25 protein-coding genes are annotated in these 24,337 nt (G+C 49.3%); 9 read left to right on the top strand and 16 right to left on the bottom strand.

The window, feature by feature from the left end; all coding sequences use genetic code 11:
• Positions 1-124 precede the first annotated feature (124 nt).
• Positions 125-736 (bottom strand): FMN-dependent NADH-azoreductase, encoded by a 612-nt coding sequence (locus ACTUJZ_RS02035; RefSeq protein ID WP_463634595.1) that lies wholly within the window; start codon positions 734-736, stop codon positions 125-127.
• 293 nt (positions 737-1,029) lie between these two features.
• Here ACTUJZ_RS02035 and ACTUJZ_RS02030 point away from each other — a divergent pair, with 293 nt between their 5' ends.
• A complete protein-coding gene (locus ACTUJZ_RS02030; protein WP_463634594.1) occupies positions 1,030-2,757 on the top strand; it encodes a M1 family metallopeptidase in 1,728 nt (575 codons plus the stop codon).
• A gap of 21 nt (positions 2,758-2,778) precedes the next feature.
• Here the strand turns inward: ACTUJZ_RS02030 and ACTUJZ_RS02025 are convergent, their stop codons facing one another.
• Positions 2,779-4,029: a cystathionine gamma-synthase family protein gene (locus ACTUJZ_RS02025; protein ID WP_463634593.1), complete on the bottom strand. Its 1,251-nt coding sequence runs from the start codon at positions 4,027-4,029 to the stop codon at positions 2,779-2,781.
• A 180-nt stretch (positions 4,030-4,209) separates the two neighbouring features.
• Here ACTUJZ_RS02025 and ACTUJZ_RS02020 point away from each other — a divergent pair, with 180 nt between their 5' ends.
• Entirely contained in the window at positions 4,210-4,977 is a 768-nt protein-coding gene (locus ACTUJZ_RS02020) for an NRDE family protein (RefSeq protein ID WP_463634592.1), read from the top strand.
• 95 nt (positions 4,978-5,072) lie between these two features.
• On the top strand, positions 5,073-6,266 hold the full coding sequence (locus tag ACTUJZ_RS02015; protein WP_463634591.1) for an amino acid aminotransferase: 1,194 nt from the start codon (positions 5,073-5,075) through the stop codon (positions 6,264-6,266).
• Positions 6,267-6,330: 64 nt separating this feature from the next.
• Here ACTUJZ_RS02015 and ACTUJZ_RS02010 read toward each other — a convergent pair whose 3' ends face one another.
• The 3 genes from ACTUJZ_RS02010 to ACTUJZ_RS02000 form a co-directional block, all read right to left on the bottom strand.
• Complete coding sequence (locus ACTUJZ_RS02010; protein ID WP_463634590.1) at positions 6,331-6,684, bottom strand: DUF1428 domain-containing protein; 354 nt, start codon at positions 6,682-6,684, stop codon at positions 6,331-6,333.
• Between the two features lie 86 nt (positions 6,685-6,770).
• Positions 6,771-7,547: a bestrophin-like domain gene (locus ACTUJZ_RS02005; protein WP_463634589.1), complete on the bottom strand. Its 777-nt coding sequence runs from the start codon at positions 7,545-7,547 to the stop codon at positions 6,771-6,773.
• Positions 7,548-7,716: 169 nt separating this feature from the next.
• Positions 7,717-8,097 carry a DUF3703 domain-containing protein gene (locus ACTUJZ_RS02000; RefSeq protein WP_463634588.1) on the bottom strand — a complete coding sequence of 127 codons (381 nt, stop codon included), beginning with the start codon at positions 8,095-8,097 and terminating at the stop codon, positions 7,717-7,719.
• Between the two features lie 247 nt (positions 8,098-8,344).
• Here ACTUJZ_RS02000 and ACTUJZ_RS01995 point away from each other — a divergent pair, with 247 nt between their 5' ends.
• The 6 genes from ACTUJZ_RS01995 (at position 8,345) to ACTUJZ_RS01970 (ending at position 13,333) form a co-directional block, all read left to right on the top strand.
• Entirely contained in the window at positions 8,345-8,692 is a 348-nt protein-coding gene (locus tag ACTUJZ_RS01995; RefSeq protein ID WP_463634587.1) for a hypothetical protein, read from the top strand.
• 114 nt (positions 8,693-8,806) lie between these two features.
• Positions 8,807-10,099 (top strand): hypothetical protein, encoded by a 1,293-nt coding sequence (locus ACTUJZ_RS01990; protein ID WP_463634586.1) that lies wholly within the window; start codon positions 8,807-8,809, stop codon positions 10,097-10,099.
• Between the two features lie 550 nt (positions 10,100-10,649).
• Positions 10,650-11,609, top strand: coding sequence for a hypothetical protein (locus ACTUJZ_RS01985; RefSeq protein WP_463634585.1), 960 nt, complete (start codon positions 10,650-10,652; stop codon positions 11,607-11,609).
• 135 nt (positions 11,610-11,744) lie between these two features.
• Complete coding sequence (locus tag ACTUJZ_RS01980) at positions 11,745-12,233, top strand: hypothetical protein (RefSeq protein WP_463634584.1); 489 nt, start codon at positions 11,745-11,747, stop codon at positions 12,231-12,233.
• 80 nt (positions 12,234-12,313) lie between these two features.
• Positions 12,314-12,901, top strand: a complete 588-nt coding sequence (locus tag ACTUJZ_RS01975) for a DUF4145 domain-containing protein (protein ID WP_463634583.1) — start codon at positions 12,314-12,316, stop codon at positions 12,899-12,901.
• A 120-nt stretch (positions 12,902-13,021) separates the two neighbouring features.
• Complete coding sequence (locus ACTUJZ_RS01970; RefSeq protein WP_463634582.1) at positions 13,022-13,333, top strand: hypothetical protein; 312 nt, start codon at positions 13,022-13,024, stop codon at positions 13,331-13,333.
• Between the two features lie 620 nt (positions 13,334-13,953).
• Here ACTUJZ_RS01970 and ACTUJZ_RS01965 read toward each other — a convergent pair.
• The 11 genes from ACTUJZ_RS01965 to mshL all read right to left on the bottom strand — a co-directional run bounded on the left by ACTUJZ_RS01965 (position 13,954) and on the right by mshL (position 24,336).
• Complete coding sequence (locus tag ACTUJZ_RS01965; protein WP_463634581.1) at positions 13,954-14,802, bottom strand: prepilin-type N-terminal cleavage/methylation domain-containing protein; 849 nt, start codon at positions 14,800-14,802, stop codon at positions 13,954-13,956.
• Entirely contained in the window at positions 14,802-15,353 is a 552-nt protein-coding gene (locus ACTUJZ_RS01960; RefSeq protein WP_463634580.1) for a prepilin-type N-terminal cleavage/methylation domain-containing protein, read from the bottom strand. Before ACTUJZ_RS01960 ends, ACTUJZ_RS01965 begins: the two co-directional genes overlap by 1 nt.
• On the bottom strand, positions 15,343-15,903 hold the full coding sequence (locus ACTUJZ_RS01955) for a prepilin-type N-terminal cleavage/methylation domain-containing protein (RefSeq protein ID WP_463634579.1): 561 nt from the start codon (positions 15,901-15,903) through the stop codon (positions 15,343-15,345). Before ACTUJZ_RS01955 ends, ACTUJZ_RS01960 begins: the two co-directional genes overlap by 11 nt.
• A gap of 18 nt (positions 15,904-15,921) precedes the next feature.
• Positions 15,922-16,434, bottom strand: coding sequence for a type II secretion system protein (locus ACTUJZ_RS01950; RefSeq protein WP_463634578.1), 513 nt, complete (start codon positions 16,432-16,434; stop codon positions 15,922-15,924).
• 83 nt (positions 16,435-16,517) lie between these two features.
• Positions 16,518-17,117, bottom strand: a complete 600-nt coding sequence (locus ACTUJZ_RS01945) for a prepilin-type N-terminal cleavage/methylation domain-containing protein (RefSeq protein WP_463635223.1) — start codon at positions 17,115-17,117, stop codon at positions 16,518-16,520.
• 100 nt (positions 17,118-17,217) lie between these two features.
• Positions 17,218-17,736 (bottom strand): hypothetical protein, encoded by a 519-nt coding sequence (locus ACTUJZ_RS01940; RefSeq protein WP_463634577.1) that lies wholly within the window; start codon positions 17,734-17,736, stop codon positions 17,218-17,220.
• A gap of 3 nt (positions 17,737-17,739) precedes the next feature.
• Positions 17,740-18,963 (bottom strand): type II secretion system F family protein, encoded by a 1,224-nt coding sequence (locus ACTUJZ_RS01935; RefSeq protein WP_463634576.1) that lies wholly within the window; start codon positions 18,961-18,963, stop codon positions 17,740-17,742.
• Positions 18,956-20,707, bottom strand: coding sequence for a GspE/PulE family protein (locus tag ACTUJZ_RS01930; RefSeq protein ID WP_463634575.1), 1,752 nt, complete (start codon positions 20,705-20,707; stop codon positions 18,956-18,958). The genes ACTUJZ_RS01935 and ACTUJZ_RS01930 overlap by 8 nt, the downstream gene beginning before the upstream one ends.
• Positions 20,700-21,758: a tetratricopeptide repeat protein gene (locus tag ACTUJZ_RS01925; protein ID WP_463634574.1), complete on the bottom strand. Its 1,059-nt coding sequence runs from the start codon at positions 21,756-21,758 to the stop codon at positions 20,700-20,702. Before ACTUJZ_RS01925 ends, ACTUJZ_RS01930 begins: the two co-directional genes overlap by 8 nt.
• A complete protein-coding gene (locus ACTUJZ_RS01920; RefSeq protein WP_463634573.1) occupies positions 21,755-22,666 on the bottom strand; it encodes an ExeA family protein in 912 nt (303 codons plus the stop codon). The genes ACTUJZ_RS01925 and ACTUJZ_RS01920 overlap by 4 nt, the downstream gene beginning before the upstream one ends.
• Positions 22,667-22,668: 2 nt before the next feature.
• Entirely contained in the window at positions 22,669-24,336 is a 1,668-nt protein-coding gene (gene mshL / locus ACTUJZ_RS01915) for a pilus (MSHA type) biogenesis protein MshL (RefSeq protein ID WP_463634572.1), read from the bottom strand.
• Position 24,337: the final 1 nt, after the last annotated feature.

The following is a 24,337-nucleotide window of genomic DNA, read 5'->3' as shown; positions in this document are numbered from 1 at the left end:
TGCCGCAGGCAAAAAAAAGCCCCGCAATCCTGCGGGGCAATCAAGCACACTCAACTTGGAACACACTTTAGCTTAAAAACGCTCAGCAGCTGTAAATGCTAACGTTCTGGCTAACTGCATTAAGTTAGTCCACAGCCTGAGGCAAAAGTTCATTTATTTTTTGCTTAGCAGCAGTCATTTGTGCACTGGCATTTTCCTCGCCCATGGCCAGGCCTTCGGCGTAAATAAAGCGGATATCGGTCAACCCAATAAAGGCAAAAAAGTGGGTTAGATAATCAGTCTGAGTATCCATGGGCGTACCGACGTACTGGCCACCACGGGCGGCCAGGACAGTCACCGTTTTATCAGCCAGCAAACCTACCGGGCCGGTCTCGGTGTACTTAAAGGTAACCCCGGCTCGGGCAATACGATCGATCCAGGCTTTAAGCACTGAAGGCACGCCAAAGTTGTACATGGGGACACCCAGCACAATCTCATCGGCTTGTTTCACTTCTTCCACCAGCGTATCGGATATCGCCGCCAGTTCGGCTTGTTCAGTGTTACGCTCGTGGGCTGGCGTCATCCAGGCGACCATTTCTTCGGCGCTTAAGTGCCCCGGGCCGGTTTGAGTCAGATTGCGTGTGATCACCCGCACTGCCGGATTGGTGGCAGCCGCCTGGGCGTAGGCGTCGGTTAATGCCCCGGAGTTGCCGCCGGTAGGTTGTAAGCTGGAATTGATAATCAAGATAGTTTTCATAGGTCATCCCCTTCTGTTCGATTGATGCGCATCAGTATAGGCCTATATTTTCGAATTTATATTGCATTAAATATTCACACTCATTCTTTTTTATAGAATATTAATAATATGCGCGCACAGTCTGTGGCTTTATCTCAGCCCTTGTAAGCTTGGCCGAGCCGGATATTTTGTTTTGCTGATCAGTTAGATAAAATACCAATCGTCATAAAGGCCTGTTTTACCGGTGCGGCAACCGAAACCAAACCCGCCTGGCGAGGGTCAATTCTCAATAACCTGTTGTTTATGGACACCCTATGCGATTGATTGCTGTTTGCCTGATGGCGTTACTTTTCACCACTGCCTGCGCAACCCGCAAGCCGGTGATCAAAGGCACCCCATCGCGTGAACTTTCAACCCCCTACACACTGAAATCCGGTGGCCAGGTGGCCCCGTTGCAACAGGGGATCACCGTTGCCCATGCTGACTTGTGGTTTAATTTTGATTTTCGCCGTAAGGTGCTTTACGGCACTACCACTTTAAGCCTGGAAAGCGAACGGCCCCGGCGTACCTTGTCGGTGGACCTGGACACCCGGTTTAAGGTTGAAAAAGTGTGGATCAATGGCACCGAGGTGCCGCCGGGCAATGTGAGAAACCCCGATGGCCAGTTGCTGATCACCCCGCCGCTGGCGGTGACATTTCCGCTCAAACTGAAAATCCAATACTATGGCCAGCCACGCAAGCCGCCCGATGCGCCATGGGATGGCGGGGTACTATGGCAAACCACACCCAGCGGCCTGCCCTGGGTGACCACTGCCGTGCAGGGCCAGGGCTGTGATTTATTCTGGCCATGCATTGACCAACCGTTTGCCGAACCGCAACGCGCCGATATTCATATCACGGTGCCGCCGCATCTGACAGCCGCCAGCAATGGCACCCTGCTGCGGGTGACCAGCCAGGCCAATGCCAAAACCTATCACTGGCGCTCCACCACGCCTATCAACACCTATGGCATTGCGCTGAACATCGGCCCGTTTGAGGCAATGGAAGGCAGCTACCAAAGCCGCGCCGGTGAGACTGTGCCCATGGTCTACTATTATCTGCCCGGCAATGTGGAAACCCGCCAGGCCCGCTTGTTGTTTGAACAACTACCGCCCATGCTGCGTTTTATGGAGCGCACCATCGGCCCCTACCCGTTTAGCCAGGATAAGATTGGCTTGGTGCAGACCCCGTATCTGGGCATGGAACACCAGACCATCAATGCCTACGGCAACAACTATAAACAGGACGACAACAGTTTTGATTGGTTATTGCAGCATGAGCTGGCCCATGAGTGGTTTGGCAACCAGATGACCGGCACCGACTGGGACCATTTATGGCTGCACGAAAGCCTGGGTACCTATATGCAGCCATTATATGCTGGCCACTTGGATGGCCCGGCAGCTTATCGTGCGTACATGGACAAACTGCGCAGCAAGCTGAATAACCGTTTTGCACTGGTATCGGGTAACAGCCGCGCTGAGCACGAGGTGGCCAACGACAAGCTGGGCCCGGGGCTGGATGTGTATTATAAAGGCGCCTGGATGCTGCATTCGCTGCGCCACCTGATTGGTGATAAAGCCTTTTTTGCCGCGGTGCGCGAGCTTGTGTACGGCACGCCCGAGCCAAACCCCGACCAGATTGAACCGCTGCACCGTACCACCAACGACTTTATTCGCCTGGTGAACAAACACAGCGGCCGCACACTGCATTGGTTTTTTGATGTGTATCTGTATCAGCCAGAGCTGCCCGTATTGGAAGTAACGCGTACCGACACCCATTTGGTGCTTAACTGGCAGGTGCCGGGAAAACGGCCTTTCCCGATGCCGGTGGAGGTGACGGTTAACGGAAAACTGCACACCATTGACATGCTGCAAAGCCATCGGTTGGCGGTACCTAAAAATGCACAGGTAAAAGTGGATCCGCAGCACCGGTTACTGCGCTTCGAAAAGTCCTATGATGATCCGGACGAGGATAAGAAAACGGCCGCACAGGCGGCCGATTAACAACAGTAAAGTGGCGAGTTTTTACGCTGGCGCTACGGCGTCCAGCGCCTGGCTGAAATCTTCCACCAAGTCATCGATATCTTCGATGCCTACCGACACCCGGATCATGGTTTCCGAGATCCCCATGCGGGCCCGTTCCTGCACACCGGCTTCAAAAAAGATGGTGGGCGCTACCGGCAACGCCAGGGTGCGGGTATCGCCTAAGTGGGTAGCACAGATCACCAGTTGCAGCGCATTTAAAAAGCGGATGGGGTCAATGCCATCGACCAGATCCAGGCTGAGCACCGCGCCGTAGCCTTCGGTTAACAGTTCGCGGGCCAAAAAGTGTTGCGGGTGGTCGGCCAGCCCTGGGTAATACACAGCCTTAACAGCTGGGTGGTTGTCTAAGAAGGTAGCCAGATGTTTGGCATTGTCACAGCAACGCGGCATCCGCAGGCCTAAGGTTTCCATGCCTACTGCCAGTTTGTGGGCCGAATCCGGCGGCAGGGTGCCACCCATGTCGCGCAGGCCTTTTTTGCGAATTTGGGTTAAACCCCACTGCATGGTATCGGCCACTTGATAGGCCGGGCGAATACCTTCAAACTGCTGCCAGTCATACACCCCGGTGTCAATCACCGCACCGCCCAGTACATTGCCATGGCCGCCTAAATATTTGGTCAGCGAGCAGACCACTAAGCCAGCGCCGATTGCCTTGGCGCTAAACAGCGGTGGCGGGGTCATGGTGTTATCCACCATGAGAAGAATATTACGCTCCTGACAATAACGGCCAATGGCCGCCATATCCGCAACCTGGGTAACCGGGTTGGCCACCGTTTCGGCAAACACCGCGCGGGTGTTGGGCTGGTAGGCTTCGCGCACGCTTTCTAAACAGGTCACATCCACAAAGCTGATCTGCATGCCAAAGTCGGCCAGCGTGTCCATCAGGCTGCGAGTATTGCCAAACAAGTACTGGCTGACAATGATGTGATCGCCGTGCTTAAACAGTGATAAAAACACCCCGCTGATGGCTGCCATACCGGTGGCAAAACATACCGCCCCCACGCCCTCTTCCAGCGCATTGATTTGATTGGCCAGTGCAGTGGCCGAGGCCGATGAAGACCGTGAATACACATGTCCGGCCTGCTTGCCCTGAAACACATCCACAATGCCCTGGGCATCCTGGTATTCAAACAGCACCGAATTGGTGGAGGCGGTATGGACCGCGCCGTGCTCGGGGGTGTTTAACCGGCGATCGGCATGCACCTGGGCGGTGGTAAAGCCTGGTTTTCTCACAAATGGTCTCCCTGCATAAAATCAAAACAGCCTGGTTTGCACGGTAGCACATTTTAATTGCCCTGTGGACGCTGCCAGGTGGCTTTACTCATACTTTTGTTGGGCTTCGAACTGATCTAACGCCAATTTGTATATATATAAGAACCACGCAATGTGGCTAAGAGGAGAAGTAACGCCGATATGTGTATTTTATTTATCGCCAGGGATCAACGAAAAGACTACCCTCTTGTCATTGCCGCTAACCGCGATGAGTTTCATCAGCGTCCTACCCAGTCCTCGCATATCTGGTGTTCCCACCCGCCTATTTTTGCCGGCAAAGATTTACAGGCTGGCGGCACCTGGATGGGCGTCACCCGTGGCGGGCGCATCGGTGCGCTGACTAACATTCGCCAGCCGGGCAAAGACCGCAAAGATGCCAAAAGCCGTGGCGAACTGGTGGTGGACTATTTAACCTGGAAGCAGGATGACAGTGCGTTTGCCAGCCGCCTGCGCCATCATCAGGCTGATTACAATGGCTTTAATTTGTTGTACGGTACCTGGCGTAATCTGCAGGTATTTAATAATGCCACCGGCGAGGTCAGCCCGGTCGACAGTGGCGTACACGGCCTCTCCAATGCCCGGCTCAACGCGCCCTGGCCCAAGCTGTCTCGCGGGGTGGATGCGCTGGCCTACTATTGCAGCCAGGCCGACCGGCTTACCGAAGACGGCTTGTTTGAGTTGTTGCAGGACACCACCGAAGCACCGGATGAAGCCTTGCCGCAAACCGGGGTGCCGTTTGAGTGGGAAAAACGCTTATCCCCCATTTTTATCCGCTCAGAGGATTACGGTACCCGCGCCTCAACCCTGCTGCTGGTTAAAAAAGACGGCTCGGCCACCTGGGTAGAGCGCACCTATGCCGCCAGCGGCGAACAGATGACCCACACCAACGCTCACTTTCAGTTTTCCTGAGGCGGTGAATTAATTTTGCCCCAGCACTCGTAATTTAGCTTATCGGTGGCATAATGCGGTGCTTGCTTACTAGTCACGCCATGTGAGGAATTATTGTGTTTGAAGTATTACCCCATCTTGAACCGGATCCCATCCTGGGCCTGTCTGCGGCCTATAACGATGATAAAAACGACGCCAAAATCGACCTGGGTGTTGGTGTATATAAAGATGAAAAAGGCAATACGCCCATCCTGACCTCGGTGGCCAAAGCACAAAAAATTCTGCTTGAGCGTGAAACCACCAAAAGCTATATCACCCCACAGGGCCACCAGGGCTATGTGGACAACATGCTTAAGCTGCTACTGGGCGAAGGCAGCAAAGTATTGCTGGCCGACCGGATTGCTGCTGTGCAAGCGCCCGGTGGCTGTGGCGCACTGCGTATTCTGGCCGAGCTGATTGCCCGCAGTAATGATGAAGCGCGGGTTTTTGTGAGTGATCCTACCTGGGCCAACCATATTCCACTGATTGGCTCTGCAGGCCTGCAGCTGGAAACCTATCCGTACTTTGATAAAGACAAAGCCGGCATCAACTTTGATGGCATGATGGACACCTTAAAAACCGCCGGTAAGGGCGATGTGGTGTTATTACATGGCTGCTGTCATAACCCAACCGGTGCCGATCTAACCCGCGACCAGTGGGATGCGGTACTGGAGCTGGCCCAGGAACGTGGGTTTATTCCATTCTTGGATGTGGCCTACTTAGGCTTTGGCGACGGCCTGGAAGATGATGCCTACGGCATCCGCCTGCTGGCGGAAAACCTGCCGGAAGTGGTCATCGCCGCCTCGTGCAGCAAAAATTTTGGCCTGTACCGTGAGCGTGTGGGCTTAGCCGCCATCGTGACCCCGGATAGTAAAATCCGCAGCAATGTACAGGGCCAGATCCAGTCTGTCGCTCGTGGGATTTATTCTATGCCACCCAGCTACGGTGGCGCGCTGGTCGACATTATTTTGTCTGATACCGCCCTGAACAAAGAATGGGTGAGTGAAGTCAACAGCATGCGTAATCGTATGCAAAGCCTGCGCAGCATGCTGGTGGACAAACTGGAAGAAAACGGCGCGCCGCAGGATTTCAGCTTTATTAACCAGCAAAAAGGCATGTTCTCGTTTTTGTGTATCACGCCAGAACAGGTTCGTGAGATGCGCGATAAGCACAGTGTGTATTTTGTAGAATCCAGCCGGGTGAACATCGCCGGTATCAACCAGCAAAATGTGGATACCCTGGCCAGGGCGCTGGTCTCAGTACTCAAATAACCATTCGCTCGGCTCTTACCAGCATAAGCCAGTTCATCTCGAACTGGCTTTTTTGTTGAGGTTGCTATTCATCCAGCAGCTTTTCAAACCCACCAAATATCATCCGCTTGCCATCAAGCGGCATGGGATTATTGTTCGGGTGCAGGCGCTCATCGCTCATGGCCCCTTCCATGCCTTTATCGCGCACTGCTTTAGAGGGCCACACAATCCAGGAAAACACCACCGTCTCATCGGCCTGGCACTGCACGGCTTTGATAAATGAGGTGAGATCGCCATCAGGCACATCCTCGCCCCAGCATTCAATCAGCCGGCTGGCGCCGTGATCTTTAAAACAAGCGGCGGCATTACGGGCGTGGTCTAAATATTGTTCTTTATTGGCAGTAGGTACAGCAGCCACAAAGCCATCGATATATTCCATGGCATGCTCCGGTCAGCAAAAAAAGGGCGCGCCCCATGCACGCCCGGCACTGCTAAGTACAGCTGATGATTGCCACAAACGCCAGTTTAGCCGGATAATCTTGGCAGCGCGGTCATGGCCTGCTGGTCTACCTGAATGATGCCCTGACGGGGCCGGTCTAAATCAATGATTAAAAACACAATCAGGGTGATGATCAGGGCCACCAGCACAATGGGCATAAACACCCGGTGGCCGCTTAACCCGGCTGAATAGCCCATCATGCCACCGGCAATGCTAAATACAGCAAACAACACCAGCAGTACTATTTGCGGCACCTGCATGTGCAATATCGCATTGCGTTTGCCTTGTGCATCAATCATGGCATTGAGCGCGGTGATCATCATCCCGGTGGTGACCGGGCGCGGATCCTGCTCCGCTGCCTGGCTAACCAACTGCCATAACGCCTGCTGCAACTGGGCGGTCTGGGTCAATAATGCCTGCTGCTCAGCTTGCCGGTTCATCGGCAGTTCAGCCACCGCCAGGCGCAGGTCGATATACTCATCTAGCAAGCCAGCGGCTTTGGACTGCAAGGCATCGGGTAATAGCACCACCCGCAGCTGTACTGTGCCGATAGCATTGGCCTCATCAATCAGCGCCATGCTGCGCGCATCAAAGCGCTGCATCGACATGCTAAAGGTAAAACCCAGCAATAGCGCCAATAAGCCTAATATACTGGCCTGAATCGACCCGGTGTAAGATTTTACTTCTTCATCGGTGTGGCGCTGCACAAAACGCCCCAACCGAAAGCCCACCTCATTGGTTAATACAATCGCGGTAAACAACACCGCCACAATCAACAAGCTGGGAAACACATACAACACCATTTTCACTCCTTGTACACCCGGCACCACCAACGAAAGCCAAGCAAAGCTTATCCACCGCTCAGCAATAAAATCAGAAACTTATAGAAGCTACTATACCGGCACCTGAACTAAACACCCAGCGCTTTTACGCGCCAAACAGGTAGGATCCCAAAGACAGAAAGGAAAGATATCAAGAAGATACGCGATGCAATATCGCCTGTAAGTCAGGTGGCACCGGCCGGCGCGCAAACGGGCTGATATTACTCCCCCCAGGGTTGCCTTCCGGTACCAGGCCTATAGCGGTTTTACTGGCCGCGCCCACAATGCGCAACAGCTGACCCGCCAGCTCTTTGAGTTGATGACACCCCACCGCCCAGCGCAGCATATGCACATGGGCCACCACATGCCAGTAGGTCGAACGCTGCCCCAGAATATGTGCCCGCTCCAAATGCGCAAATGCCCCATCCGGCTTACCACGCAACATATTTCGCCGGGCACACGCCAACTCTTTGCGCACATACGGCGCAATACGCTGACCAAAAGATGTAGGCCGTTTTGGAGCTGTGAACATCGCAAATTCCGGTAACGTAAATGAGATAATTATACGAAGAAATAGGTAACGCGCCCCCTGGTTTAGCAAACCGTTTAATCTAAGCCGTTTTGTCTCTTCTTGTGCATGAGCAAAAAGCCCCACCCCAGCTTTTCACTTTGACACCGGGCACTTATGCCGTATTCTGGTGTTTATCAAAAACACAAATACCCCGAAACGGACAGGGAATTTACCCCGTTGTGGGATCTAGTAAATTGTTAGGTGCTTAATGAATAGGTTTCTGTTAACAATTTTCTTGAGCAGTTTAACTTTTGCAATCAAGGCTCAAACGAGTATCGAAGAATGCTCAGAAGATATAAAGCCATTGGCTCCTCTAAAGTTACTTTGGCCAGGTGCACCTTCTGGTGGTTTTGAGCCAGAGCATATTTCAGAAGCAGTAACTTTAAAGTTCATCGTTACCGAGCGCGGTGAAGTTAAGAATATTGAAACGGTAGATACAACCTCCAGAATTTATACACGGGTTGCTCGACGAACTATTTGGAAAACCAAGTTCCGGAAACCTACTACCAAGTGCTTTAAAAATTGGATTGTTCGTTATGAAAAGCCACGCACCTAACAAAACGCTCAAGTCGCTCACTTCGTTCGCTGGGACGCAAACGCGCGGCGGCTTCGCCATTTTCGCCGCACGTTCGCGCCCCTTAGCTTTGCGTTAGCCGTCAGAGGATGATGAATGAAAGCAAGGTTTTTGCCTCCAAGAGAGAACTACTCGGGCAATTTGCTTTGGAATAAAAGCGAATTTAGTGATGTAAAAACGAGAATTGAAATCTCTTTAGGGAAACTAAGAGAGATAGGTTATTGGGTAAGCCCCTTCCCTGAAGGGGATGGTATAACATTTAATATCTATGATGAAGCCATTACAAAAAGCAACAAAGAAATGCTCGACGACTTTCGAGCAGCCTTTGATTGGGTTTACATTGAAAAGTCGAAATCAAAAGATTCCAACCTAGAATTAGCTGAATTGGAGGATGATGACAGAATGTTAGATTGCATAGTCATTATTCCTCTTGAAAAAATATTTATTCAAAAGACTCTAGTGCTGGGGAAATATACTTTTTACTGTAGAAAAGATTTTGATGAAGAACCCTATGAAAGGTTAGCTAATTTTGAGGGAGAATATCTCCAATTTGAAGTGAGCCTAAACTACAGAGATCTGCTAAAGCTCAACCAGAGCATAGACCATAACGACCACGTTATAAATAAGTGCTTGTCGCTTGCAGAACATGCCATGGATATTGTGAGATTCGCTCACAGCTCTTTTGTAAAACGAGAGTTCACACCAAACCCGGCAGGGCAGATGGATAATGGATTTTATTCTGTAAATATTATCCCCTTGGGTAAGACTCATCTAAAACCTCTAGAACTAGGAGGTATATCTAAGCCTTTCTCAGTTAGTAATAACTGGCTAGGCCCACAAGTTGATGATTTTTTTGTGCCTGGAATTGATTATCTGTCTTTTGTATATAGCAATGACATTGAAAATGAAATGGCAAAAGCTGTAATTTCTGCATTAAGATCTTGTCGTCAATCCTTTTACTCTATAGGCGATGAATCTCAATTCTTAAACTTGATCTTCGTGCTAGATGGATTGACTGACCCTGAGTGGACAGGTTGGAAGCATAGAACTTATATCGCATCACTACTTTCCAATGGTGATGCTAATTTATTTGGTCGGAAACTAGAAGAATATGATCGACTATATACTGATGTAAGAAACAAGCTGGTTCATGAGGGAAAGGATTTTTATGAGTTGAGCGAACAGCCTAGTACGGCCAGCGAAGCCATTTATGGTTATATAAAGGACGTAATCGAGCTGATTGCAAAAATTCCAATAAATACATTTGAAGAAATGAAGAATCACGCTATTGCATTGCTTCAAACTCAAAGTTTCAAAGATGAGTATACATCAGTAATTAACAGAGTATCCATCTCGAGAGGTAAGCAGCCTCGTGTGCCACAATGGTAGTTGTTTGGCTAACAAAGCCAGTAGTAGGACGCAGTTAAGCTGCGCCTCTGCTGGCGGGCGTTAGGTGCCAAAGTGTTCTCATGGCTTACAAGGAATTTTAATTTATTAATCGGGGGCATCATCCTGTTGCCGCTAACCTTGTTTATATGCTTAATGTCTCTTGCTTTTGGAGTTGGCTTCACTGATGAGCCGACAGTTTCTAGCATTAAAGTTGTCGCTATTGCAGCATCATATTTAGTAGTATTTACATTGTCGGTTTGGCAATCAGTCCGTAGTTACAAAATTTATGGTAATTACGGCCACTGGGATTTGTTGCCAATCATTTGCTTTTCGTTGGGTGTGTTAGCAATGTTTATTCAAGGTAGTATTTAGCATGTCACCTAACAAAAAAATTAAGTACGCCCGCTACGCGGGCTGGGATGCAAACGTGTGGGCTGCTCACTTCGTTCGGATTTTAGCCCACACGTCTGCGCCCCTTATTCAAAAGTTAGAGCCTTGAGAAGTTTTTGTACTTGGTTTAGGCTATTTCAATCATGAAAAAGGAATTTCAATGAGTAGTACAGCAGATTTATTCGAGCTCCATTATTACTTCAATAACGATTCACACTTAATCGATGCATCATTGCGAAATAGGTGTGAAGGTGAAATATTAGCAATCCTCAATGAAGCCGCCTCAATTTTATCCATTGATGTTTCCTTATATTCTAGCATCCCCAGCGAAGGCGGATTTAGGGACTTTTGGAAAGCCATGGGTAAAAATAATAACCAGATCACAATCTTACTAGTAATCACCACGATAGTTCTTTCTCGGGTCCCTACAACAGATCCAGAGATGGAAGCTTTAGAAAAAGAGATAAAAAAACTTACGATTGAAGAGAAAAAGTTAAACATAGAAAAGCTTAAACTTGAACTCGAAGAAAAGGCAGTTTCAGAAGTAGATAAAAATATAATAAATAAAGCTGCAAAGGTAATAGATAAAAATCTCAAAGTAGTGAAAAGAAGGTCAAATCTTTACAGCTTACTTTCAAACGAACATACGATCGACAAGGTGGGGTTTACACTCTCAGATTCAGATAGCGGTGATTTATTTAGTGATGAGCGGCAGATATTGAGAGAAAATTTCACTAAGTTCATTATACGCTCCGATACACTTCGTGCAGAAGTTGATGAAAATGCAGTCATTGAAATTATCTCTCCAGTACTTAAAGAAGGCCGGTTTAAATGGAAGGGAGTCTACGAGGAAGCTGTGATTTCATTCGATATGAATGACGCAGATTTTAAAGAAGATGTTCTACTTGAAAATATTGCATTCAAACATGGTTCATGTATCAGATGTGTACTGATAAAATCCAGAGAAATAGACGAAATTGGTGAGGTTAAGGTGACGGGCTATGCCGTTACAACTGTAGTAGAAGTTATTGCAGGTGATGATGTGCACAAAACTAAACAGGGCATTAGATATCGCCATACGAAAGCTCTTAAAGATTCACAGCAGGATTTCTTTAGCTAACGGCTCTAACAAACGCATAAACTCGCTCGCAAGCTCGCTGGGACAATAACACGCAGGCTCAGTCGCTTCGCTCCAATTTTAGCCTACGTGTTATTGCCCGTTATTCGGGCGTTAGGTTTCAAAGGAACTGATTAAATGAAAGTGATTTTTTTCGGTCTGATTTTATTAGTTACAGCGTTTAGTTCTGTGTCTCAAGAAATCCAATCCAATGGCTTTTCTTTAACTCTTGGAAATGGATGGTCCGTTGTAAATACAAACAAAATTACAACTGTTGCAGCAAATGAAGAATCAGAACAGGTAATCATTCTTTCAGTTTACATTGTGCCATCCGTAGAAAAGGGAGCTGAGATATTAGCTGAAATGAAAAGCTACTTATCAAACCTCAATGAACAACTTCCTAAAATGGAATTATATTCTCAACTTGCCCCTTTAGATGTTCAAACGAGTGCTCCTTGGGAATTAGTTGCTTATTCAGGGCCAAATGAAGAAGGGCATTTAGTTGCTGCGTGTCTCGGTATTAATAAAGGCGTGTTAATGGTTTCACTAGAAGGTATGGGCTCTGTTCAATATGCTATTCCGCAATTGAAATCAGTTCTTTCTTCGTTGAATCACAATGAAACCTAACAATCGCATAAACTCGCTCGCGGGCTCGCTGGGACAAAAATACGTAGGCTCCCTTCGCTTCGCTCAGTATTATAGCCTACGTGTTATTGCCCCTGCTTGGGGCGTTAGGCATTCAAGGAGGAATTTTGAATGTTCTCGGTTTTTTTGTTTCTTTTGTATTTCTAGCATTAGCATTTACACACCAATTTGTGGATGCCGTAACAATTGATTCAATCACCGTCCTTTTGGTTGTGCTTGCCGCATTACCTTGGGTCTTTCCGTATTTGAAGTCGCTAGAGTTACCCGGCGGCTTAAAACTTGAACTTAAAGATGCTTTGCAGAAAGTAGAAAAAGTTACCTCTGGAGCAATTGTAAAAGAAAGTGCCGCCGAATATCAGGGAGTCGACACATCACTTGCCTTTGTAGCCTTGCGAGTAGAAATCGAGAAAACAATCCGTAAATATCAACCCGATATGGGAAAAACTAAACACTCACTCTCACTACGGCTGCAAACCCTAGCTAACGATGAGGTTATTACTCGCCCTTTGTCAGAGGCCCTTCTTGAAATTGTTAAATTGGGAAACGCTGCAGCTCATGGACGTGAAATAAATTCTGAAGAAGCAGAGCTAATTTTATTGCGTTCGAATGCTTTAATTGAAAAGCTAGAGGAGTGTTTAAAACATGCCTAACAATACGCTGTTGCCGCTCCCTTCGGTCACTGGGACGCATACACGGGGCCGCTTCGCGATTATGGCCCCGGGTATGCGCCCTAAAGCTTAGTGATAGGTGTTCGAGAAGGTATCCGTATATTGGCTAAATGTAAGAATCTAGATGTTTTGTCATTCGCAAAATTCCAGGCTGTTTTATTAGCTCTTTTGGGATTTGTTTCCGGAATCGTATATTCTTTTGGCGGACTCGTTATAGATATACTAGTGAGTGCCAAAATAATTACTTCCACGGGTATGCAAGGCATAGGTTTCGGTACAGTCCTTGCCTTAGGTGCTCTACTGGGCATGCCTGTCGTTTTTTGGATCGTGGGGTTTGGTTTGGGAATCCTTCAAGCGATAGTTTTTAATTTATTTGCAAAGTTTTTTGGTGGAATAAATGTTGATTTCAAGTAGTGGTCAATCATTTAACAAGTCAATAATGTCGTTGGTAAACTCACTGGGGCACTTACTTACAGCTTGAAAAAAGCCGGTTCAGCCGTGAAATTTCGGCAGCAAGGTTATTTCGCTAGGTTGTTTTGGCGGCCAGCTTTTGTGGTAGTTTTGTAGCGGCAGGCTAACCCCTGCACTAGAGAAGCAGAATATTCGGCTACTGAGGAATAAAATTGCTGTCAGTAACAGTATGGCTCATCCAGCCGTTCCCCTCCTGACACCGGCCGGTACTCTCAAACCGGTATAGGTGATAGTTCACTCCACCGTTGTCCACCACGGTAGTACTACATCGTGCAGTATAATTGCATGATCGCATGCCGGGTATAGCCGTTAAACTGGCCGGGCTATTAATGGCGCTATTGCAGGAAGCAGGTGACGCGCCAATCGGCAGTGCAGTGGCCGTAATGTGACTGAGGCCACTGCGCGCCGCCATATGCGCACGTGTGCCGATGACATCATGGACCACTGACTGTGAGCCAGATGAAATCATTGTGACCAATGTAATGCCAAGCAGTGACAGTACGATGATCATAAAAAGGGACATCACAAGCATACTGCCTGTCTGCCTGTGCAGAGGGTTAAAATTAGCGGCGATAGCCAAGACGAACCTCCCGGTGCCAGTTGAGTGTCTCCTGGTCTTGCTGAAGCTGCAAACGCAATTGCACCGCAGCATCACGCTCGGTGGTCGCCGGAATATAAACAAATGGATCATTGGCTGATGCACCCAGGGCGGGATTTGACGATAACAAATTGACTACGTGAGTAGCTAGCCTGGGATGACCCAATGTGCCACTGGCTTGTACCGCTGTTATGCCATTTTCAAAGCGAACCAGCGTGGTATCAAGCACGCAGTAATTCACTGAGCCATTTACAAAGTAAAGCTTTGCACCAGGCGATCCCTCGGCAAACGCATTGTTCACTGTAATCTGAATTATCTCGTCGCTGTCATCACGGGTTGCGCAATCTCCATCACCGTCATCCTGACAATGAGTGATTTGCTGAATTTTGTTATTGGATGCGTTATACACATCAGCGTTTGTTTCAGGGTTGACTATAATCGCGCTGCCAGGTTGTACCACATGAATATTGCCCCGGGCATCAACCGGAAACACCGCATCAATCACGGTATCAGTACTGGGTTGAAGTGGGAGATTGGTATAATAGGTTGTGTACAGCGTTGGAACAAATTCAAGGCAATGCTGGCTTGTATTGCCGCTTATCCGCACACTGCCCGGCACAGCTGTTTGCAGCTCTCGCGCCATTCTCTCAATAGCAAACCGAGATGATGTGAGCAGTTTATCGCGGGTCACTACATCGATATAAACCTGCATCGAACTAGCCACAAAACTTCCAATACCTGCACCGATAATCCCTAATATAAGAATTACGGCAACCAGCTCCACCAGCGTAAATCCGCTATGTTTTCGTCCCATCAGTGATTCCACATGTGGGCTGTAAATGTGAGCGGCTCATCAAGCGGCGTGGTCACAGTCACACTTATCAGTTTAACATTGCCCGTATACGCGCCGCCGCCATCCCGGACGCCATCAAGATTATCGTCATAAAAGACCTGTACCGCTACCGTAAAGCCAGTGAACGCCGCACTTCCGGCTGCCGTTATTACTTGGCCGCGACTATCCCGAAAGTGGCTACCGCTTACATTTAGGCCATTAAAATCGTCGACATCGTCAAATGTATTCCTGGTTTCTCCGCTGTCTGGCCCCAGTCCGCTACCGGTGGTGCAGGGGGTAGCTTCGTTACACCGAGAACCTGGTGTACTGGCGCCTGAGTTTTCATCAAACCGCGTGCGCATGATTTCGTTTAGCAAGGATTGGGCTAAATGACTGGCCCGCGACTGTACGATGGGATCAACGCTGCGGGTTGCCTGCCCCATTACCAGATTAACCACAATGACCATAACAATACTGAACACGACCATGCCGGCGACTACCTCAATGAGGGTGAAGCCCTTATTAGCACGCATAAATGAAGCCTTCCTGCTCTACACATACCGACGCAGCTTCAGTACCGGTAAAGGTTATCTCACAGCCACTTTGGCAGTGAAGGCTGGTAGTTAATGGGCGGCCAAAGTTTGAGAACCCGATAAAAGAAATTTGACCGTGGCCTTCCCTTGTAGACATGGTAACGTTTTCGCCGTTGATTTCAGTTGGGGAGGCTTGTAGATAGTCGGGCGCGCCCGCCGCAATCACAGTGGTGCAGGATGTGGCTTGCTGCCCAGTATCGTAACTGCTGGTTGAAGGACCAAATGCCGGGTTGCTACCGTGTTGAAATACTATCTGGTAGCAAAATCCTGCTCTATCATCCTGCATCGCCCGGTATTGGATATGACGCAATGCGGAAATTAAGCGTTGCTGTAGAGTATATTCGGTGTAACCCGTGTTGTCTTGAAACCTCACCGTGGCTGTCACCGCTATGACAGAGATGACAAGGAGGGTTACCACTAACTCGATGAGTGTAAACCCGGTCTGCTGGCCGGACTTACACTGGCGAGAAACCCCAATGTTGGGCTGCACTGCGACGATTGCTCTTAATTAGCAGCCTCTATCTTGAATTTCATAGGAAGGGGTTCTTCCCGCAGCGCTCGGCTCTGTGTAGACTAACTGGCATTGTTCAGAACTGGTAGCTGAGTATGCAATTCCATTAGGAGTAATAGCAAATTGGCCCACCGACGGGGTTGTAGCATCAGCTGTACCCACTGTAACATCCCAGTCGTCACTGCTAATTTCTACCCAATTATCTACCCAACTCATAGTCAGCATGCTCTCGGCATTTGGGTAGCCAAAGTCTGTCGGCACGTCACCGTTATCTAATGTCACTTCAGAGGAGGAATTGCCTGCATTCGCATTGCGGTTTTCACCGGCTAATGCAGATTTTGCATAAACTAACTGTGCCCCCCCCTGCACTGCAGCTTTCAACCCGCCCAGCGTAGACGCCCGGGCATCGCTTTGAAAGTCAACAAATCGGGGGGCAGCAGTCACTGCCAAAATGCCTAAGATAACTATTACTACAATTAATTCGATTAAGGTGAAACCACGGTTATTCATTTTATAATACTCCTACCAATCTTATTCAAATGTTGCACATGACCGGTTATTGAAGAAGCCAACTTTAGTCTATTTTCTTATACTTAGTTGCGTGTGAATGTAACTACCTGGCCAATTCGCGGGTCGTAAATAAAGCCGTTGCCAACGGTGTTATCCGTGGGCGCTGCAGAACGGCTTTTAATTGTCTGACTTAGGTAGTAATAGCATATATCGTTGCCTGCCACGCCGCCCCCGGCACCCACTGAGGTGAAGTAACGAAAGCCTTCAAAAGGCTGTAACGAAAAATCTGAGGTAATGGTAGGCGCACTTTGTAGAATTACATTGAAAATGCTCTTACAGTCCTGAACCGTTATGCTGATGTCTTCAGTACTACCGTCGTTATTCAGTTGGCCGGTGGGATAGCCCGTATCCTGATCGATTCCGACCGTAACGCCATCTAAAACCACAAAGGTCTGGTTGGTTGTCTGATTATTCTGCGGGCGCCCCTGTAATTCCCATTGCGCTCGTACCAGCCCAACACCGGTAGCATAACCACCAGCGACACCCTCGACAGTGGCATCTTCGGCATCTTCTGTCATATCCAAAAAGCGAGGGATTGCCACAGCGGCTAATAGCCCCAGCAATACCACAACAATTACCAGTTCGATAAGAGTAAAACCTTGCACACCGGCCGGGCCCGTCATCGTTTTTTTCGTAAATTTCACAGCCTTCTCCTGCTCAATAGCACTGTGCAAGGTGGTAGCTCCCCACCCTGCACGATAATCTGGTATGCCTTGCCAATACTCATTGGGTTGCATTCAGTGACACCTCGCCGCGATCTAGGTGGTAATCAATATATCGACCCTGGCCTAATCGAAAGCGACAGCGAGCGTTGTACGGCTCACCACCATTTAACTCATCACTGAAATAGTTACCGGTCACCCGAAATCCATTCGCTTGCATCGGTATGTTGAGTAGCATTTTCCAAAGCTTGCTGCACCCCTCACGGGACGCTTCCACCTTTGGCACGCCCTGGTGCGACATCTGTATCGGATACCGCTTCTGCGTTTTGCCCTGGCTGTCATAATGCACCATCATGATCGTCTCGGGCCGCCCTTCAGCCTGCCACTGCCAGTGTGCAAAGGTGACACTGCTTTGCATCTGCTTACTATATTGAGTAAAGATTCGGGCGTTAATATTAGGCTCGGCGGAGTTGAAGTGAAAAAGCAAACTGACCATAGCCAGGGCAACTACCACAATCACCGTATTATTGAGGTATACCCGGCGCAGACTATGCTCGGCCAGTGCGTTTTTCGTAGCCACCAGCTAGCTCCCCTTAATAGCACCCATCATATTCCACATCGGCGTAAATATGCCCAATGCCAGAATCAACACCATTCCGGCAACAATCACTACAAGAATGGGTTCAATTTTGGCTGTGAGACTTTTTAAGTCGAAATCAACTTCACGCTCATAGAATTCGGATACTTCTTTGAGTAATTCGTCGACCTGGCCGGTTTCCTCCCCGACCCTAATCATTTGCATTACCATAGGAGTGAATAGACCGCTATTGACACTCACCCTGGCTAAGCTCTCACCTTTCTCGATACTTTTACGCATCGTAATAATTTTTTCCGCCATAAAAGCATTGTCTACCGCATCTGCAGTAAGATTCAGCGCAGTGGTCAGCGGCACCCCACCGCGCAACATCATGGCAAAACTGCGACAATACCGCCCCAATAACGATCGGCGAAAAATAGAGCCTACTACAGGCAGCTTTAACTTATTTTTATCCCATTGGTAGCGACCTACCGGGGAATGCACGTACCGATGAAGCGCAAACAGGCAAAGCCCCAGCACTGACAGTATCAACCACCAGTAATTGACCATAAATGTAGACATGCCTATCAGCGCCCGGGTAATCAGTGGCAGTTCGGCATCAAATTTTGCGAACATAGTGCTGAATTTAGGGATGACAAATATGTTCATAATGACAAATGCAATGCTCACCGCGACCACCACAAAAATCGGATAGCGGGTAGCGGCTTTAATCTGCTTACGCGTTTCCTGTTCCCGCTCCAAATATTCGGCCAATTGAGCAAATGCTTCATCAAGGCGCCCGGTATTTTCGCCCACGTGCACAACGCTTACAAACATGTGGCCAAAAATATCGCTGTGTAGATTCAAGGCTGAAGAAAAATTACGCCCCCGCTCTAGCTGCGCGATAACATCTTCCAACGCGGCGCGCAGACGTTTTGATGAACTTGATTCGGCTAATCCCCCTACGGCACGCAGAATTGGAATGCCCGCTTTAGTCAGTGAATACATCTGGCGACAAAAAATAACCAATTCATCCAGACGAACGCCAGGCGTGAACCAGTTACTGATATCCAGCTCGTTGCCGGCTACACTATCCTGAGATTTGATAGATAAGGGAATAATATTCCGGGCCCTTAACAGCCGAACGGCACTTTTTTCATCCGCCGCTTCGACCACGCCATTACTTAAATTGCCCGATAATTCACGCCCGGTGTATTCAAATTTAGCCATCAGTATCACCACCGGCTAATGTCGCTTGCTCAGGCTCATCGGCTACCGGTTCCTCGGCGACCAGTTCTACCAGCCGCAACACCTCTTCTACGGTGGTAAGCCCCATCTTCGCATAGGTGAGTGCGGCATAAGAAAGCGGGCGATAATGGGGGCTTTTGTATGCGGCTTCACTGAATCCGGCGGTATCCCCGGCTTTCAGTGCATTCATCATACTTTCGGTCATTTCTAGCAGTTCAAAAACCCCTACGCGACCACGGTAGCCTGAGTGGTTACACTTTTGGCAGCCCGTGCCCTGCTTAAAGGTAATTTTATCAATATCGTCATCAATATGGCTTAGCCAAAACAGCTCTTCTGGCGTGGGCTTATAAGCGCTAACGCAGTTATCACATACCCGCCGTACCAATCGCTGCGCTACAATTCCCCGTAATGAGCTGGCCACCAGATAACCCGGCGCCCCCATATCAATAAGCCGGATAGCGCTGGACACGGCATCGTTGGTGTGTAGTGTCGACAACACCAAATGGCCGGTCAGGGCGCCTCGCAGGCCAATTTCAACCGTTTCCTGATCGCGCATTTCCCCCATCATAATGATGTCAGGATCCTGACGTAATGTGGTGCGCAGTATCTGTGAAAATGATAAGTCGATCTTATTGTTAACCTGGACTTGGTTGATACGGGGAAGCCGGTATTCCACTGGGTCTTCGACTGTAATAATTTTAGACTCGGCTTTGTTGAGCTCGCTTAATGCGCCATATAATGTGGTGGTTTTACCTGAACCGGTGGGCCCGGTGACCAGAATCATGCCATGTGGGCGGGTGAGCAAAGTACGAAAACGCTTTAAAATCGGTGCTGGCATGCCGGTTTGTTCGAGCGTTAGCAAGCCGGCAGATTGATCCAGTAATCGCATTACGACCGACTCCCCGGCGTGAACCGGCATGGTAGAAAGCCGCACATCTATCCGATGACCTTTCACGCGTATTTGAGTCCGGCCATCCTGCGGCAACCGCTTTTCAGAAATGTCTAAGCCTGCCATTAGCTTGAGACGTAACACCAGGGCCGCGGCTATATTTTTTTCTGGAATAAGAGTTTCCTGTAACATCCCGTCTACCCGTTGGCGAATGCGCAGTTGGGTTTCGTCCGGCTCAATATGGATATCTGACGCTTTAGCCATTACCGCGTCTTCAAAAATAGATTGCAACAACCGTGCTACGGCGGTGTCCTGCTCATCTTCTAATCCCGCGGCAAGTTCAAATTCATCTTCGGTGGTGTATTCTTCCGCCAACTCTTGCGCAAACGAAGCTATCTCTTCGGTTTTACGGTAGTAGGTTTCATAAGCGTCAAATAGCTGCTGCTCGCTGACCACTGCTAAGTCAACAGGCTTTTTTAAGAGGCTGGATAAATTATCCACTGCATTAAGATCTGCCGGATCTGTCATCCCCACCAGCAAACCGTTGTCTCGTTCCTCGATGACCAGGGCCCGATATCTTCGTGCCTGAATTTCCGGTAATTGCTTTACCGCCTCAGGGTCGATGCGGTGCTGTTCCAGGTTAATCAACGGAACGTTCAAATGAGCAGAAAGCAGCTCTAGCAATTGGTGTTCCGTAACCATTCCCATTGCAATAAGGGTTGCACCAAGTTTTCGGCCGGTCTGGCGCTGTTCAGTCAATGCCTGCATCAACTGCTCTTCAGTTATCAGCTGTTGCTGAACCAGTAGATCGCCTAATCGTAAACGGGGCTTATTCATCACGCTCTCCGGCTAATACAGTCGTTCGCTGGCGCATAAATTGCTGCACTTCTGTATTCAGTTCACCGCGAGTCATAGCCCGTCGGTAAGCATTCAATGCAACGCGGGCCTGCCCAAGATGGTCAGCACTCGTTGCCACCCCCAACCACCAGCGGGCATCATCAGGCGCCCGGGCTACCAGTAAATGGTAGTTGGTAAGCGCATCTGCAAAGCGCTGCTCTGTTCGAGCCAGCGAAGCTCTGAAAGCAATCAGGTCAGTGCTGACCGGCTGGTAATCATCCGCGGTTGCCAAGACTTGCAGGGCTTGCTCAGCTTGCCCTTGCTGCTGATGTAAACGAGCCAGCATCAAACGTAGGCTGTGGTCAGCGGGAAAGAGGCTCAATGCAAGAGTCAGTTGTTCACGAGCCTGAGCAACCTTGCCATCGGCAAACAATACTGCCGCCAGTTTTTTACGCACGGCAATATTGTCTGGCTGAATATCAGCTAATTCATGCATAAGGGTAATGGCTTCCCGTTTATCGGGACGCGCCAGGGCCAGACGAATTCGTTCGCGCAGGTTATGCAATTCTTGTTTGCCAGTGCTGGCAGTAACCGTGAGTTCACCGTTTTTCATACCGCTGTCGCTATCTGCTGTCTGATTTTCCGGTGCGGCTTCGCTCACTGTATCTTTAGCAGCATTTTCGGGGAGATTGCTGGTCACCAGATCCTCTTTTTTGCCAGCCGGGCTTGCCAGAAGCTCATTGATAGGCCGGATGATTAGAGGTTGTTTTTCGGTTGCGGCCGGTGCAGGTTCTGGCGCTGCTGACAGCTTTGGGGGCACTGCCTCGACCTTAGGGGCTTTGGCGACTTGCTGAACCAAAGTTGCGGCCACACGCTCTGACATTGTTAGCAAAGCAACTGCTACCACCAATACCGCCATGGTGACCAGTGAATATACCCACCTGCGTGATAATCGTGGTGGTTTGTGTAGCAAAGGGCGGTAATTGTTGGGTGCGTCGGTTTCGACCTTACGTGACTCGAGATCTTTGAGCATTTTATTGACTACACTCATTGCAGGCCTCCCAGATGCCATGCTGCCATAATTACTCCCGTACATAGGGCAGCGATGCCAACAAATACGGCTGGAGGCCAGCTTTGTCCGGCCACAGGTTCAGCTGCTTCTGTATCAGCAATGGCGGCCAGCATGTGGCTGCGTTCGACCTGGTTTTTTCCTTCCCCATAGGCCAGCATCAGCGCTTTATGACATAAGATGTTGACAATACGCGGGGTACCACGACTGGCGGTATACAACAGTTGACATATCGTCGCGGAAAACAATTCACCACCGCGATAACCGGCCACCGCCATCCGGTGCTGAACATATTGGTATACCTGATCGGCATCCATCAGGCTTAGCGCGTAACTAAAGGTAATACGCTGTTTAAGCTGGCGTAATTCTTCAAGAGCTAGCTTTGCATCCAGTTCGGGCTGGCCAAATAGCACCACCTGTAGGAGTTTACGCGATTCAGTTTCCAGGTTGGTCATCAACCGTAGTGCCTCGATACTTTCAGAAGGTAACGCCTGAGCCTCATCGATGATCAGCACCGCACTTTTTTGCTGTTGATGAATAGCAATCAGTCGTTCCTGAATTTTTTGAGTGAATACTTGCTGATCGCTGGTTATACCCAATGTCACGCCAAGCTCCGCGGCGACCGAACGACGTAACTCGTCGGGGGATAACATCGGGTTGGGGATATAGGCTGTCTCAAAATGGTCTGGCAATTCATTGAGCAGTTTGCGACATATCAGCGTTTTCCCAGTACCTACTTCCCCGGTGACTTTGATAAACCCCTCGCCAGTTTTTAACGCAAACAGCAGGACCTGCAATGCTTCGTTGTGACTGGGCAGACCAAAAAAATAACTGGTATTGGGTGTGAGCGTGAACGGCAGCTCATTAATGCCAAAATGATAAAGGTACATACCTATTCCACATACAACCAGTCGGCCATGGTCTGCCGACTGCGTTCCATTTGCGCTGCCCAGGTGCCAGCCCCAACCACTGTAGGCTTCAGCAGTATGATGAGTTCTTTCTTCGTTTCCTGTTGGCGCTTGTTGGTAAACAGCTCGCCGACCACTGGAATATCACCCAGGAACGGCGTTTTCGATTCGGTGTCACTTCTGGTGGTTTGCATCAACCCGCCAATCACTACAATTTCGCCTGAGGCTGCACGGATAATGGTATCTGATTCACGTATGGTGCTTTGCGCCAACGGCAGCACTAGGCGCTCCCCATTCACGGTAACGATTTTTTGTTGTTCCTGAGTCTCGATCACCGACGGATGCACATGCAGCAACACGCTGCCTTTATCGTCAATTTGCGGGGTCACATCCAGTGCAATGCCAGAGAAAAACGGTGTTAATTCTACATTTGGTGTCACCGCTGTGGCGGTGGGAGTCACCAGACTCTGGCTGGAGACCTCGGTAACAAAATACTCATCGTCGCCAACTTTTATAACCGCTTTTTGGTTATTAGTTGCGGTTACCCGCGGGCTGGATAATACCTGCACGTTACCCTGAGTGGAGAGCAGCGATAACACGCCTGAGAAATCCTCGTTCATAAATGATAACGAGGTGATGCCTCCCAACGAAGTAGTAACGCTGTTGCCTAAGCGGGCTGCGCTGGTTGAAAGGCTGAATCGGGTACTCCCCTTGGCCACGATTTCATTCCAGTTGATGCCCTGCTGGTAATCATTGCTAAGCACCACTTCCAGGATCCGGGCCTCGAGAATAACTTGTTTTTGTAAGTTAGTTTCAGAGACATTTAAAAAGTGCTTAATATCCTGAATTTCAGACGGCAACGCCCTGACAGTCACCAGCCCAGCCTGAGGTGTTACGAAAACGGCGCGCCCATCCTCATCACCGATCATGCCCTCCAGGCTAACTTTCAAGTCACCCCAGAAATTCGTCTCAGTCCGGGTACTGATATTGGTGCCATTGACATTATTCAGCTGCCCGCCAAAATCATTACCCCCATCTGCACCAGCTATATCATTAAAGGCATTACCGCCGCTGTTATTACCGTTTTGCTGCGCCACCCCACCGGACGTGATACTGGTCTGGGTGGTTCCATCCCGTTTCATCATCAGATAATTGACCGCAAAGGTCTCGGTACGCATACCTGCCGGGCGTATCCGGTAAACCGTATCCGAGCGGGAAATGTCATAACCATACAGGTCGCTGACCAGCTGCATGATTTGCTCCATGGTGACCTGTTTAAGTGCCAGGCTCACCTCGCCCTTCACTGCCGGGTGAATGGCAACGCTGTATGGGGTGTCATGCACCAACCCTGAGAAAAATGCCTCCACGCTGACATCTTTTGCGTTGACATCAAATTTTTGTGGCCCAAACAAACTATTGCTGTCTGCAGGTAATGCCGGCCCCGCCAGCGTCGCTGCCACTGCATCGGGTACCTGGGTTAATACTGCACGACCAGAGGGTGATGATGCTTTATACTGTTGATGCTGCTCCAGCTGAGATAAAAGGTCTTGTTCCACTGCGGAACGTTGCGGGGCTTTTTCTGATGTCGTTTGACACGCGCCCAGCCCAAGGGCTGCAGTAATGGCAATTAACCATCTGCCTGGTGTACCCATG

It is taken from the genome of Alteromonas sp. WD8-37 (genome assembly GCF_055326825.1).
Note: the sequence above shows the minus strand (reverse complement) of the source record. Positions and strands in the feature narration are given on the sequence as shown.

What these genes read in the sequence shown, in the direction of transcription:
- ACTUJZ_RS01985 (WP_463634585.1), top strand. Translation starts at nt 10,650, where the DNA reads ATGAGTAGTACAGCAGATTTATTCGAGCTCCATTATTACTTCAATAAC.
- ACTUJZ_RS02010 (WP_463634590.1), bottom strand. Translation starts at nt 6,684, where the DNA reads ATGGAATATATCGATGGCTTTGTGGCTGCTGTACCTACTGCCAATAAA.
- ACTUJZ_RS01920 (WP_463634573.1), bottom strand. Translation starts at nt 22,666, where the DNA reads ATGTACCTTTATCATTTTGGCATTAATGAGCTGCCGTTCACGCTCACA.
- ACTUJZ_RS01980 (WP_463634584.1), top strand. Translation starts at nt 11,745, where the DNA reads ATGAAAGTGATTTTTTTCGGTCTGATTTTATTAGTTACAGCGTTTAGT.
- ACTUJZ_RS01935 (WP_463634576.1), bottom strand. Translation starts at nt 18,963, where the DNA reads ATGGCTAAATTTGAATACACCGGGCGTGAATTATCGGGCAATTTAAGT.
- ACTUJZ_RS01925 (WP_463634574.1), bottom strand. Translation starts at nt 21,758, where the DNA reads ATGAGTGTAGTCAATAAAATGCTCAAAGATCTCGAGTCACGTAAGGTC.
- ACTUJZ_RS02000 (WP_463634588.1), bottom strand. Translation starts at nt 8,097, where the DNA reads ATGTTCACAGCTCCAAAACGGCCTACATCTTTTGGTCAGCGTATTGCG.
- mshL (WP_463634572.1), bottom strand. Translation starts at nt 24,336, where the DNA reads ATGGGTACACCAGGCAGATGGTTAATTGCCATTACTGCAGCCCTTGGG.
- ACTUJZ_RS01960 (WP_463634580.1), bottom strand. Translation starts at nt 15,353, where the DNA reads ATGCGTGCTAATAAGGGCTTCACCCTCATTGAGGTAGTCGCCGGCATG.
- ACTUJZ_RS01945 (WP_463635223.1), bottom strand. Translation starts at nt 17,117, where the DNA reads ATGACGGGCCCGGCCGGTGTGCAAGGTTTTACTCTTATCGAACTGGTA.
- ACTUJZ_RS02030 (WP_463634594.1), top strand. Translation starts at nt 1,030, where the DNA reads ATGCGATTGATTGCTGTTTGCCTGATGGCGTTACTTTTCACCACTGCC.
- ACTUJZ_RS02020 (WP_463634592.1), top strand. Translation starts at nt 4,210, where the DNA reads ATGTGTATTTTATTTATCGCCAGGGATCAACGAAAAGACTACCCTCTT.
- ACTUJZ_RS02005 (WP_463634589.1), bottom strand. Translation starts at nt 7,547, where the DNA reads ATGGTGTTGTATGTGTTTCCCAGCTTGTTGATTGTGGCGGTGTTGTTT.
- ACTUJZ_RS01965 (WP_463634581.1), bottom strand. Translation starts at nt 14,802, where the DNA reads ATGGGACGAAAACATAGCGGATTTACGCTGGTGGAGCTGGTTGCCGTA.
- ACTUJZ_RS01990 (WP_463634586.1), top strand. Translation starts at nt 8,807, where the DNA reads ATGAAAGCAAGGTTTTTGCCTCCAAGAGAGAACTACTCGGGCAATTTG.
- ACTUJZ_RS02035 (WP_463634595.1), bottom strand. Translation starts at nt 736, where the DNA reads ATGAAAACTATCTTGATTATCAATTCCAGCTTACAACCTACCGGCGGC.
- ACTUJZ_RS01930 (WP_463634575.1), bottom strand. Translation starts at nt 20,707, where the DNA reads ATGAATAAGCCCCGTTTACGATTAGGCGATCTACTGGTTCAGCAACAG.
- ACTUJZ_RS01950 (WP_463634578.1), bottom strand. Translation starts at nt 16,434, where the DNA reads ATGAATAACCGTGGTTTCACCTTAATCGAATTAATTGTAGTAATAGTT.
- ACTUJZ_RS01995 (WP_463634587.1), top strand. Translation starts at nt 8,345, where the DNA reads ATGAATAGGTTTCTGTTAACAATTTTCTTGAGCAGTTTAACTTTTGCA.